Annotated in this window: 7 protein-coding genes; 5 read left to right on the forward strand and 2 right to left on the reverse strand. The window is 44.7% G+C overall.

Translation table 11 applies throughout. From position 1 onward, the window contains the following. The coding region (locus QUB66_RS24750) for a tetratricopeptide repeat protein (RefSeq protein WP_332971285.1) at positions 1-1,117 on the reverse strand (1,117 nt) is incomplete at its 3' end. Positions 1,118-1,450: 333 nt separating this feature from the next. Next, positions 1,451-4,102 (reverse strand): alanine--tRNA ligase, encoded by a 2,652-nt coding sequence (gene alaS, locus QUB66_RS24755; RefSeq protein WP_332970068.1) that lies wholly within the window; start codon positions 4,100-4,102, stop codon positions 1,451-1,453. A 1,222-nt stretch (positions 4,103-5,324) separates the two neighbouring features. On the opposite strand from alaS, the gene QUB66_RS24760 reads away from it, so the two are divergent. The 5 genes from QUB66_RS24760 (at position 5,325) to QUB66_RS24780 (ending at position 13,925) form a co-directional block, all read left to right on the forward strand. Then, positions 5,325-5,933 (forward strand): hypothetical protein, encoded by a 609-nt coding sequence (locus QUB66_RS24760; protein WP_265236462.1) that lies wholly within the window; start codon positions 5,325-5,327, stop codon positions 5,931-5,933. A gap of 6 nt (positions 5,934-5,939) precedes the next feature. Further along, positions 5,940-8,786 (forward strand): OmpA family protein, encoded by a 2,847-nt coding sequence (locus tag QUB66_RS24765; protein WP_332970067.1) that lies wholly within the window; start codon positions 5,940-5,942, stop codon positions 8,784-8,786. Between the two features lie 2 nt (positions 8,787-8,788). Then, a complete protein-coding gene (locus QUB66_RS24770) occupies positions 8,789-9,325 on the forward strand; it encodes a Rab family GTPase (protein WP_332970066.1) in 537 nt (178 codons plus the stop codon). Beyond that, positions 9,322-10,866, forward strand: coding sequence for a PAS domain-containing sensor histidine kinase (locus QUB66_RS24775; RefSeq protein WP_332970065.1), 1,545 nt, complete (start codon positions 9,322-9,324; stop codon positions 10,864-10,866). Before QUB66_RS24770 ends, QUB66_RS24775 begins: the two co-directional genes overlap by 4 nt. A 260-nt stretch (positions 10,867-11,126) precedes the next feature. Continuing rightward, complete coding sequence (locus tag QUB66_RS24780; protein ID WP_332970064.1) at positions 11,127-13,925, forward strand: adenylate/guanylate cyclase domain-containing protein; 2,799 nt, start codon at positions 11,127-11,129, stop codon at positions 13,923-13,925. The last annotated feature ends 43 nt before the right edge of the window (positions 13,926-13,968 follow it).

Below are 13,968 nucleotides of genomic sequence, written 5' to 3' on the forward strand. Positions count from 1 at the left end.
GTAAAGCTGCTTCATAAAATGCGATCGCCCTTTCTAAATTATCACCCCTGTCTCCCTTGATTCTGTATAAGTAAGCATTTCCCAAATTAGTTTGAGTGGCTGCCCAATATTCGGGAAAAGCTTCGCGGGTGTAAACTTGTAAAGCTGCTTCATAAAAGGCGATCGCCTTTTCTAAATTATCACCCCTGTCTCCCTTGATTCTGTCACTGTAAGCAATTGCCAAATTATTTTGACTACCTGCCCAATATTGGGGAAAAGCTTCGCGGGTGTAAACTTGTAAAGCTGCTTCATAAAATGCGATCGCCCTTTCTAAATTATCACCCCTGTCTCCCTTGATTCTGTATAAGTAAGCAACTGCCAAATTATTTTGACTACCTGCCCAATATTCGGGAAAAGCATCGCGGGTACGAACTTGTAAAGCTGCTTCATAAAAGGCGATCGCCCTTTCTAAATTCTCACCCCTCTCTCCCTTGATTCTGGAATAGTAAGCATTTGCCAAATTATTTTGAGTCTTTGCCCAATCTTGGGGAAAAGCTTCGCGGGTGCGAACTTGTAAAACTGCTTCACAAAATACGATCGCCCTTTCTAAATTATCACCCCTGTCTCCCTGGATTCTGTTTCTGTAAGCAATTGCCAAATTATTTTGAGTCGCAGCCCAATCTTGGGGAAAAGCTTCGCGGGTGCGAACTTGTAAAACTGCTTCATAAAAGGCGATCGCCCTTTCTAAATTATCACCCCTGTCTCCCTTGATTCTGTTACTGTAAGCAGCAGCCAAATTATTTTGAGTCTTTGCCCAATTTTCGGGATCATCATATCGGTTAAAAATTTTCAGTACCACCTCATATCCTGCAATGGCAATTTCCATATTGCTGCTTTTGCTACCCAGTGGAAACTCTTGAATCAAGTTACTGAAGTTGAAAATATTAATAATAATGTCTCTAGCTTGGCGGAATTTTTTTTCTGCTATGATTTTAGTTGCCCACTTACGCAAAAAATCCGCAAAATCATCATCTATTAGTTTTTTCTTGGCTTTCAGGATGGCGATTTTTGCTTCCTTGTTGGGGGAGTTAATCAGGGATTCGATTAGGTCGAAATAGGTTTGTTTTTTGCTTTTCATTGCACTACCCATGTTTGAGATATTGTACATTTTTATCACGGGAAAAACAAGAGATTTTTGGGTGGGTTTCTGGGGCTCAAGAAACCGGGTTTTTATGGAGATTTAGGATTATTTGCAAGTATTTGGGAGAAAAACCCGGTTTCTGGGTGGGTTTCTGGGTTCTGGGATAGACTTCTGCTTACCGCCGAGGCCAGATCCCCCCTAGCCCCCCTTAAAGAAGGGGGGGACAAGATTCCGATCAAAGTCCCCCTTCTTAAGGGGGATTTAGGGGGATCTAGCCTCCGCTACAAACGAGAGATAAAAAGAGTTTTAATCTCCCACACAAAACCCAGATTAACCCAACCCTTCAACCAACAAATTGCGAGCACTTTCCAACGCCTCCTGCAACTTACTTGCATCGCGTCCCCCAGCTTGCGCCAAATTAGGCCGCCCGCCGCCTTTTCCGCCACAAAGTTGAGCAATTCCCCCGATAAACTTGCCAGCTTGCAATCCTTTCTTATTAACTTCAGGACTAAAAGCAGCCACCAAACTTACCTTATCCACATCAGCAACCGAAGCCAAAATAACCGCAGCATTTCCCAACTTTTGCTGCAATCTTTCCGCCGCAGTTTTCAGCGCTTCTGCATCCACATCTCCCAATTGAGCTACAATGATTTTGAAATCACCGATCGCCTCAGCCGCATTTAACAACTGGTCAGATTTCGCGATCGCCAATTCGGACTTCACAGCCGCCAACTGCTTCTGAGTATCCTTCAACTCATTCTGCAAATTAGTAATCCGGTTGGGTAACTCTTCCGGCTTCGCCTTAAATCGATCGCCCAAATCGCGCACAACCCTGTCTCGCACATTCAAATAGTCCAAAACAGCCTGGCCCGAAACCGCCTCAATCCGGCGAGTACCAGCCGCCACCCCAGCCTCCGAAACAATCTTAAACAGCCCGATTTCTGCGGTATTCTTGACGTGAGTTCCGCCGCACAATTCCATCGAAACGCCTGGAAAATCGATTACCCGCACCACGTCGCCGTACTTCTCGCCAAACATCGCTGTTGCGCCTTTTTCCCTCGCTTGGGCGATCGGCATTTCAGCAACATCCGCAGCGTGGGCTTCCGCAATCCAACTATTAACTAAATCCTCAATTTTCTCCAACTCTTCTGCTGTCACAGCGCGGGGAGAATTGAAGTCAAATCGCAATCTTTCCGTCGATACCAGGGAACCAGCTTGGGAAATTGAATCATCCACAATTTTTCGCAAAGCTGACTGTAATAAGTGAGTTGCTGTGTGGTTTGCTTGAATTCGGCGGCGGCCGCTATTGTCAATTTTCGCAGTCAAACTATCGCCAACTTTCAACGTTCCTCGTTCCACCAAGCCGAAATGCACGAAGAAATCCGATTCCTTCTTCACATCATCAACTCTTACCAACAAACCATCACCATTTTCTCCGCTTTTCAAATAACCTCGATCGCCAATTTGTCCGCCGGATTCAGCATAAAATGGCGTTTTGTTCAACACAATTTGTACCTCGGTTCCCGCCTCTGCTGATTCCACAGGTTGACCGTCAACCAAGATAACTTTTACTTCGGCTAAACTAGATAATTCAGCATAACCAACAAACTCAGTTACCTGGATAGTCTCAGCCAACTTATCCAAAGAACCTTGTACTGTCAAATCAATAGTTTGATGAGCTTCTTTGGCGCGAGTTTGCTGTTCCTTCATCGCGACTTCAAAGCCGTCTAAGTCAACAGTAATTCCCTGTTCTTCAGCAATTTCTTGTGTTAGTTCTAAGGGGAAACCGTAGGTATCGTAAAGCGTGAAGGCATCTTGACCGCTGATTTGTTGGTTGGCTTGCTGTTTTGTGCGATCGACAATTTCTTCCAGCAGCTTCTCTCCCCGTTCCAAAGTTTTGAGAAACTGCGCCTCTTCCCTTGCCAATTCTGCCTTAATTTGAGCTTCGCGCGATCGCACGTTCGGATAAGCAGCTTCCGAAAGGGCGATCGCACTTTCGGCCACCCGCACCGTAAATTCACCCTGAATCCCAATCAGCCGCCCGTGGCGCACCACCCGGCGAATCAACCGGCGCAAAATGTAACCCCGGCCCACATTCGACGCGCGAATTTCGTCCGCAATCATGTGTACCACAGCCCGAATATGGTCGCCAATTACTTTCAGCGAAACCTTGACATTTTCATCGCTATTGTGGTAATCAATTTCGGCAATTTCTGCGGCCGATTGAACGATCGGAAAAATCAAATCTGTTTCGTAATTGTTGGGGACTTTCTGGAGGATTTGCGCCATCCGTTCCAATCCCATCCCAGTATCAATATTTTGATTTTGCAGCGGTGTTAAATTGCCCTCTGCATCTTTATTGTACTGCATGAAAACCAGGTTATAAAATTCGATAAACCTGCTATCATCTTCGAGGTCAATATTATCGCCTCTTTCCGGGTGGAAATCGTAGTAAATCTCGGAACAGGGGCCACAAGGGCCTGTCGGGCCGGATTGCCAGAAATTGTCTGCTTCTCCCATGCGCTGAATGCGATCGCCCGGAATGCCAATTTCATCGCGCCAAATCGCAAAAGCTTCGTCATCTTCGCGGAAAACGCTAACAACTAAATTGGACGCCGGTAAACCGAAAACTTCCGTAGAAAGTTCCCAAGCCCAAGCGATCGCCTGTTTCTTGAAATAATCCCCAAAACTGAAGTTACCCAACATCTCAAAAAACGTGTGGTGGCGGGCGGTGCGGCCGACGTTTTCGATGTCGTTGGTGCGGATGCACTTTTGCGAAGTCGTAGCGCGCGGTGATTCTGCGGTGCGCTGGCCGAGAAATATCGGCTTGAATTGTAGCATTCCGGCGATCGTCAGCAACACTGTCGGATCTTCGGGAACCAAAGAAGCGCTCGGTAATATTTTATGTCCGCGATCGGCGTAAAAGTCGAGGAATGTTTGGCGAATTTGACTACCACTGAGAAACTTAGGAGAAATAGACATGACAAAAATTGTTAAGTATGTAAAGATGTCGCAACAATAGAATTTATAGGACTTACGCACGGATGTCCAGAAACCGGGTTTTTCAACCAGAATACTTGCTTAAAATCCTCAATTTCGGTGAAAAAACCCGGTTTCTTTGTTCGGAGTGCGTGAGTCCTAACTTACATCTATGTGGATATTCATATCATTATACTTAGTAATGTAAAGACCCATCAAGTTTTGCAAATTGTGCTTTACTCCTCCCAAAGCTCGTGCTAACTTAATAATAGACACCGGGACAGAAAGAAACAGGAGGTCGCTATACTTAGAAACAAAGTTCGAGGATATAGGCATGGTGTCTCCGGTCTAGATTCCCAAGAGCAGCCGAAATTAACCGAACACAACTTGGAATAGTGGTAGAACTGCCGATCGCGCAGTCAAGCCAAACCGCAGTCGAGTCAGACTTATTGTGCTTGCGGATTAAAAGTAAAGTTGCACAAGTTGTAAACCCTAGTAAGAAGTAATTGTTCTTTACCGGAAACACATCTCGTTTGTTACAAAAAACAAAGCTCTCATATTATTGGGTCTGGTCGTTGTCGATCGGGCCCTACGCTTTTTTATAGGGAAGGGGAAGACGGGGAGACGGGGAGACGGGGGGAGAGAGGGAGACGGGGAGAGATTTTGAACTCTAGTCTTCAGTCCGCGGAGGCGGACGAAAGTTTGTCTTGGCGCGGTTTCAACCGCCGACTTTGATCTTTCAAGTTATGTCTTATACATAATGGCACCTGTGCGATCGCCCCCGCCCGTTTTTTGCCGTGGCCAGGCCCTCTGGCCCACCGGCACTGTCAATATGGGATATCATAGAAAAATCTGTACAAAACATTAAAACCTACGTCGCTGGCTGCGAGACAGTCTACAATTGAGCAGCTTGCTGCAAGGCAAGCATAGCAAACCGCTATTTTCGGGAGCCTCGTTGTGGCTCTGATGATTGCCTCCAAGAACCTGAATTTCAGGAGATTTAGAGTGAAATTTCTCAAGAATCTCATCCCCGACGAAGGGGTGGGACTGTCTAACATTCGAGCTATGCCAAGTCAAAAAGCCCCTATAGCTGACAACTCTCACCAATCACAGTAAAAGTCGGCAGTACGTCTTTTGAGCCTGCTCAAACAGTTCGACTAGCCGTTTAACAAAAAATATAGTACAGTTCTTAAACTCACAATTTTTGGAGATTCGAGGTAAAATCATGGCCGAAATAACGAAAGAAGAAATGCGCGAACGCCTGGGAAATATTGACCAGATTCGCGATATAATTTTCGGGGCGCAGCTTAGAGAATACGACAATCGCTTTGATAAAATAGATTCCGAGATGTCGATGATGCAGCAAGATATGCACGCTCGCATCGAACAAGTGAAAACAGTTCTGTCCACAGAAATGAGGGCCGCAGTTGATTCGTTAGAAAAAAAAGTTAAATCGCTCACCTCAAACACGCAAGAAGAAACCACCGATCTCCGGCAGCAAATCGATCGCGTTAACCGCAAATGCTCCAGCACCATCGAAGCCCTCGACGAGGCGATAGACAATCAAACCAGTTCCATTCGCGACGAACTCTCCCAAACCAGAGAGCGACTCTCCGAAGAAACTCGCACTTTGAAAACACAGGTTTTTGAAGAACTCGATCGCCGCTTTTCCATGCTCAGAGATGTTAAAGTTTCCAGAGACGACATGGCAGAAATTCTGTTTGAACTAGGCATGAGGCTCAAAGGAACAGAATTTGTCCCCGAACTTAAAGGCGTTACTGATAATAAGTTAAATAACGAATTCTTGTTGCCGGAGCGCCACAATCACGGATAATAACGCATGGCTTTACCGAAAGAAAATCCGGAAGTTGAAAATCAGCTAGAGGGTTTTGTTTCTCAACCTGACGAGTCTGCTGCTCATGCAGCAACCCAGCTAGAACCCTTGTTGAATCTGTTGCTCGATCTCAAAATTATTGCTGGTTCAAAACAGCAAAATCCAGAGTCCGAAGCTGACAACAGCGACAACAATAATCAAGCTGGGGCCCTCGGCGGGTTGATGGATTTGTTAAGTATTTCCTCCGCAGAGCCAGAGGAAATTACAGCGCAGCAAAATCCAGAGTCCGAAGGTGACAGCAGAGACAAAAACGATCGAGCTGGGGCCCTCGGCGGGTTGATGGGTTTGCTAGGTATTTCCTCCGCAGAGCCAGAGGAAATTGCAGCGAGTGTCCCAGAAACTGGCTCTCGCCAACCGGATTCCACTGCTTCCCCGGCTGTTGCAGATGAGTCCAAAAGTAGGCTATTCGCTACTCACAAACTCAACAGTTCAGACCTCGAGAAAAACTATTCCTCAGCTAAAACTATAGATGTTTTAGCAGATGTTTCTGCGATCGCTCAGACGGATTTTGAGCAAGCATCGCCACCGATAACAGAATTGCCCAACTCGAAAAAATTAGATTCTCCCCAGTACGTACAGGCGGAAAAATCCCAGGATTTTGACACCGCTTTAGAGGATTCGCCCACTCCCCAAACTGTGGCATCACCCGCAGCAACTGATCCGAATTGCGCCGTTCCCACACTTTCACAGCCGTCAGAAAAAATATATTTTGATGCGGTGGTTGCTTCGCTACCATCAATGCCAGACTTGCAAGAACAGCCGACACCGATATCGCAGCGAGCAGAAATATTAGGCGAAATTAAACAGGACTTAAATGAAGCCGACAACGCGATGGGAAGGCTGCAAAATCTAATTTTTGGCTCGCAAATGTCGGATATCGAGCAAGTGAAAAATCTCCTCGCACAAAATGACTTGCCGGGGGTGCGCCACCTGCTGACAACCATCGACGATAAATTAGGAAAACTCGAACACCAAATCCACGATCCCCAAGAGCTGATCGCCCTGATGCTGCCTTGGATCGCAGAAATTCTTAGCCGCAAAATTACCGATTCTAGAGAAGAAGTTGTTAACGCGATCGTGCCAATTATTGATGAAGTAATTAGGGCAAAAACGGTAGAAAACAGACCAGCAATGAGTTCGGCGATCGCTGAATTGCTCCCAGACGCCCTTGCTCAACAAATAAAAAATTCGCCCCAAGAAATTGCTAAGGCGATCGCCCCAGAAATCGGCATGGCAATTAAAGAGCAAATTCGCCTCGACCAAGAGTCGATCGCCCAAGCCCTCGCCCCGGAAATGGGCAAAGCGATTACAGCCCAAATAGCACTCGAACGCGACTCTATGGTGGATGCTCTCTATCCCGTCATTGGCAGCACTATTTCCAGATACATGGCAGAAGCTATCAAGACAATCAATGAAAAAGTGTCAAATGCCATGAGCATGGAAGGAGTTGGGCGCAAAATTCGCTCCCAAGTACAAGGAGTCTCCGAAGCTGAATTAATCCTCAGAGAATCAATACCTTTTACAGTCCAAGCAGCATTCTTAATTCACAAAGCATCAGGCTTGGTAATTTCCGAATCTCAACACTCAGGCGACTACCAGTTAGAATCGGAAATGGTAGCAGGAATGCTCACAGCTATTCGCAGCTTTGTTAATGAGTGCATCGTTCAGCCAGGAGAAATTTCCGAACTAAATCAAATTGAATACGGCGATTCAAAAATTATACTAGAAGTAGCGGGATACTGCTACATGGCAGTGGTAATTAAAGGAGAACCGCCAGACTCGTTCATCAACAAAGTCCGACAAACAGTTAGTAAACTTATCCTTAATTACGCTAAATTAATTCACGAGTTTAACGGCGATCCCGGTACTATACCGCAGTCATTGCACCCGTTGATCCAAAGTTTATTAGACCCGCCCAACAAGGAAAAATCAACAAAACCCCCCTTGATGCTGCTCGGCCTGAGCATGGCAGCGCTGAGCTTAATCTTAGTACCTTGGGGAATTTATCAGCACCGCAGCAGCATCGACCGCCGCCTCGAAGCAAATGCCGCTTTAGCTCTAGCCTCGACCCCAGAATTAGCGGTTTACCGCTTAAGCGTCGACGTTGAGGGCAACACTCTTAAGTTAACCGGAAAATTGCCAAATCCAGAATTGCGAGCAAAAGCCGCAAAAATAGCCGCATCAACTGCACCAAATCTGAAATTAGACAATCAAATTATCGCTGTAGATGTACCTCCCGATCCAGTTTTGACGGCGGCTGAGGTGCAGCGGATTACTGTTGTTTTGAACCGCTTATCGGGCGTTTCTATTTCTAGTCAGTATGGCGATCGCAAAGTTACAGTAGAGGGGACAGTCATGGATGATGCAGACTCACAAAAAATTGCTCAGTCCCTCAAGCAAATTCCCGGCGTTCAGTCCGTCGTCAGCACTGTTAAACTAGATCCGCTGAAGATTTCCAGCCGCATCTACTTCGACCAAGGAACGACAACATTAAACTCAACATCTGGAGACATCATCGCCAGTGTCAAAAATTTCATGGATCAATATCCTCAAAAACAGATTAAGATAATTGGACACAGCGATCGCACTGGGGAACTTGTCACAAATCAACGGTTGTCGCTCCAGCGTGCCGCAGCAGTGCGAGAGGCTTTAGTGCGCGTCGGTGCTGACCCGAAACGCCTCCAAGTGGTTGGTAGCCAAAATCCTCCCGCAGGCGTGGAACCCAATCAACCGCTACTTTTAAGCAGATGCGTGATATTTGAACCAATAACTAAGACCATCAACAGCAAATAATTATGTCAGTTACTATATCTAAAAAAATGTGCATGATCGGCGACTTTGGCGTCGGCAAAACCAGCCTGATCCGCCGTTTAGTCGATCGGCAATTCAGCGACGAGTACCTCTCCACTGTCGGAGTAAAAATTTCCCGCAAAAGTATCATATTAGAAAACACCAAACAGCAGGAAAATATCACAGCAAAGTTGCTGATTTGGGACTTAGAAGGGCATACAAAATTCAAAGGAATCGCACCGACTTACTTGCAAGGAGCTAGCGGCGTTTTAATCGTTGCCGATGTCAGCCGAACCGAAACAGTTGAGCGAATCTCCGAACACATTAAGCTTTTCTCTTCAGTCAATCCCAAAGGATCAATTATCATCGCTTTGAACAAAGTAGACTTAATTGACGAGGAAAAATTGGCACTGCTAGTAGAAATCTCTCACTCAATTGGTCAAGACAAAGTAATAGCAGTTTACACCACATCGGCTAAAACAGGCAAAGACGTTGACGAAATCTTTCATAAACTAGCTTACACAATGGTAGAACAAGTATGAACCCCCTTTTAAGAAAGTTATTGGGCCCGCAACAAATAGAGTATTTTGTAGTAAATCACCATTTCATCATTCAGGAAACCTCCGCCAAAGTGCAGAATTATGCCGATACTCCCGACGACGCGATACCCGGTGCAGATGCTCGCATGAGTTTTCCCGAACTGATTGGCATTGAAAATATCCTCATGTCTATCATTATGGGACGGCTGCCGGGTTTTGAAATCAAAGGTATCGCTCGGTTTGCCGACAATAATCGCCCTTTATACTTCGATATGTTGGTGGTAGAACATGAAAACGAACAAGATGTGGCAAATAATTTGCTCATTTTGATTGAAGATGCTACCGAAAAAATGGTGATGAAGCAATCCTTAATTCAGAGAGCGAACGAAGCTAATCTGTTGGTGAGCGCCCTAGCAGCTTCTAAAGATTATATAGATAAAGTTATTGGCTCGATGGGCGATGCTTTGTTAGTGACAACAACCTTAGGAATTATCAAAACAGTCAATCAATCGGCACAATGGTTATTTGGGTACAGCGAAGCAGAATTAATCGACCATCCCCTCTCCATAATAGTAGTCGAAGAAACCTTGCTTTACCAAGCTCGCCACCGCTATATTTTGTCTCAAAAAGAGCTGCTAAAAGAATTGGAAGTAGTCTGCACTACTAAAGCTGGAGCAGAAATTTGGGTAGAATTTTCCTGTTCGGCAATTCAGACAGAATTAAAGGGGCTGTACGATTTTGTCTATATCGGCAGGGACATCACAGAACGCAAGCAAAAAGACATGGAAATTCGCCACTCTTTGGCAAAAGAGCAAGAACTCAGACAGCTAAAATCTCGTTTTTTCTCGATGCTCGCTCACGAATTCGGCAATCCTTTAAATACAGTATTATTTGCTACTCAAATCCTTAAAGAATACGGCGACGCAATCACCAATGAGGAAAAAAAAGAATACCTCGAACACATTAAATCAGCATCCAAACACATGGCTCAGCTATTAGATGACGTGCGGCTGCTCAGCAGCGCCGAAGCAGGAAAACTCCAATTCAATCCCGCACCAGTTGACTTGCAAAATTTTTGCCGCGAGTTAGTAGAGTCCATTAAAATTAGTTACGGACAAAATCATAAAATTAACTTTACTTGCCGAAAATCTCTTCCGCCCGCGAAACAAACTGATCGGGAGTCGGAGGAAATAAAATACTGGCACGCACTGGATGCCAAATTGCTGCGACACATCTTGACAAATTTGCTTTCAAATGCTCTCAAATATTCGCCGATCGACAGCTATATTGATTTTCAATTAAATTGTCATAATGAAGAAGCTACATTTAAAATTAAAGACGCAGGCATTGGCATTCCTATAGAAGACCAAGAACAACTGTTTGAATCTTATTACAGAGCCCAAAATGTCGGAAAAATACCCGGTACAGGACTGGGTTTATCCATAGTCAAGCAGTGTGTAGACTTGCACGGAGGTCAAATCGAATTTTCTAGCGACACAGGGTTAGGGACTACATTTATAGTCACCATTCCATTTTACAAATAGAGGTAATACGATTTGAGATTTTCGATTGTCGATTTTTAATTTGGGTATGACTCCGCCCCAAAATGGGTACTTGCTTTCCGACGCGAACGTCAGGGTCGAACCCAAAATTTTAGACAAAAGTTCAAGCTGCCAGATTCATCTGTGGAGTAAATCTAAAATTTCAAATCTAAAATTTCAAATCTAAAATCTAAAATCTAAAATCGACTAATGACTAATGACTATCACGAACAGAGGGCGCGTTCACCAATAAAAAATCTAACATGACAACCCTGTTAAAAAAACTGTTAGTTCCCCACCACTTGGAGTACCTAGCACTGGATCAAGACTTTTTCATCGAAGAGATATCTCTCAATGTGCAGCGCTTTGCTGACTGTCCCGAAGAAGTATTTGTCGGCAACGATGTCCGCCTTCCTTTTCCAGAATTGGTGGGAACTGAAGAAATTTTAATCGATATTTTGGAATGGCGGTTGCCAAATTTTGAATTAAAAGCGATGACGCGGGTATTAGAAAATGGCTCGCGGCTTTATTTTGATATGTATATCGTAGAACTCAGAAATGACGAGAACGATCACAGATTAATTGTATTTTTTGAAGACGTAACCGACAGGATGGGTTTGGAACAAACTCTAGTCCAAGCTACCAATGAAATGAATATTTTATTGAGTACCTTAGCGGCTACTAATAATTATGTTGAAAAAATCATTACTTCAATGGCCGAAGTTTTGTTGGTGACAACGGCATCGGGAAAAATTAAAAAAATCAATCAAGCGGCTCAAGATTTGTTCGGTTATAGCGAATCAGAATTAGTAGGACAGCAAATAAACGCTCTTGCTGCTGATGGTGAATCTTTGCAAGCAGTCAGCCAACAGCAGCCTCAATCCTCTCAAACCAATATCGAAGTAGTTTGCACGGCAAAAACCGGAGAAAAGTTCACAGTTGCTTTTTCCTGTACGGCAATTCCGAGTGAAATTCAAGGGATTTCTCAAACAAGGGCCGCCCTCCAAGATTTCGTGTACATTGGTCGCGACGTTACAGATAGAGAGCGAGCCCGCAAGCGAAAACTAGCTCAGTACGTCACCACTCGTATCCTGTCTACATCTGAAACAATCAAAAAAGCTCTAACAGCAATTCTCCCCGTAATTTGCGACAGTTTGGGATGGGATAGCGCCGAACTTTGGATGCCGGAAGCTGGGGAAAAACTGCTGTCAGGAAGTAAGAGAGTAACTGCGGTTTCTGACTCCAATTTACTGCGGTGCGTGATCAGTTGGAGAAAACGCTCGGTTTCTATCCCTAAATTTGCCGAATTTGGCGAACAAATGACCTGTGGATTCGGGGAAGGATTGCCCGGTATTGTTTGGGCTAGCGGTTCCCCTCAGTGGATCGCAGATGTCACAAAAAGTGACAGTTTTCTGCGCCGAGAAATCGCCGCAGAAGAAGGACTGCACGGAGCTTTTGGCTTCCCTATCTTGGGCGACTACAAACATGAAAATTCTGAAAGATCTGTGTTGGGGGTGATGACTTTTTTCAGCGGCGAAGTGCAGTGTTTTGATGAAGAATTGCTCCAGACAATGGCAACAATCGGCAGCCAACTAGGTCAATTTATCAAGCGCAAGCAAGCCGAAATAGCTTTGCGGGAAAGCGAAGAACAACTGCGAGATTTATTTGAAAATGCTACTGACTTAATTCAAAGTATTGGAGCCGACGGTCATTTTTTGTATGTGAATCGGGCTTGGCGGGAAACTCTGGGCTATAGCGAAGCAGAAATTGCTGAAATGACTGTTTTTGATATTATTCATCCTAATAGTTCCCAAGAGTCTATTGATATATTGTATCAAGCTATTGTCAAAAAAAATGTCAATATAAATACATTTTATCCAGACTATATTCAAGCAATATTTATTACTAAAAAAAACGAAGAAATTTTGCTAGAAGGTAGCATAAGCTGTAAATTTTCAGAAGGTTCGTTAGTAGCGATTCGCGCTATTTTACGAGATATTACTGCTCGAAAGATGGCGGAAGATGCTCTAGCAAAATCTGCGTCGTTGCTGCAAGCAACGTTTGATTCTACTGCTGACGGTATTTTGGCTATTGACAGGAACGGGAAAATAGTTACTTTCAATCGAGAATTTGTGGAAATGTGGGGCGTACCTAGCGACGTAATGGCACTGCGAGACGATGAGACAATGATCGCTTTTGTGCAGAACCAACTCAAAGACCCTCAAGCATTCCAAGAGAGAATAGAATCGCTTTACGATCAGCCAGAAGCCGAAAGTTTCGATTTGTTGGAATTTCAAGATGGCAGATTTTTTGAACGCTATTCGGAGCCGCAACGGCTGGGAGATAAAATTATTGGCAGAGTCTGGAGTTACCACGATATTACGGAACGCAAGGAAGCAGAAGATGCCTTGCGGGAAGAACAAGAGAAATCAGAAAAGTTGCTGTTAAATATCTTGCCCAAGACAATAGCAGAACGCTTGAAGAAAAACGAGACTACTATTGCCGAATACTTTCCCGAAGTGACTGTTTTGTTTGCAGATATTGTGGGGTTCACAGCTTTGTCTGCGGTCATGAATCCGATTGAACTCGTGGATCTCCTGAATCAGATCTTTTCAGGGTTCGACCTGTTGTGCGAACGGCATGGCTTAGAGAAAATCAAGACTATCGGCGACGCATACATGGCCGTGGGAGGGCTGCCAAATCTCCGGGCCGATCACGCTGAGGCGATCGCCCAAATGGCATTAGATATGCAAACAGAGATAGCTCGGTTTAATGCTAACAATAATAAATATTTTAGCATCCGCATCGGGATTCATAGCGGCCCGGTCGTTGCGGGAGTAATTGGGATCAAAAAGTTTATTTACGATTTGTGGGGCGACACGGTAAATATTGCTTCCCGGATGGAATCTCACGGTTTGCCTTGGCGGATTCAAGTCAGCGAAACTACTTATAAGTTATTGGAACACAAATATTTGCTTCAGGAGCGGGGAACTATTGAAGTTAAAGGCAAAGGGGGAATGAAAACTTATCTGCTGGTTGGTAAAAAAACAATTAGTCATTAGTCATTAGTCATTAGTCATCGGTCATTAGTCATGAGTCATCAGT

The sequence above is a fragment of the Microcoleus sp. A2-C3 genome (genome assembly GCF_036706065.1).
Lineage (GTDB): Bacteria > Cyanobacteriota > Cyanobacteriia > Cyanobacteriales > Microcoleaceae > Microcoleus.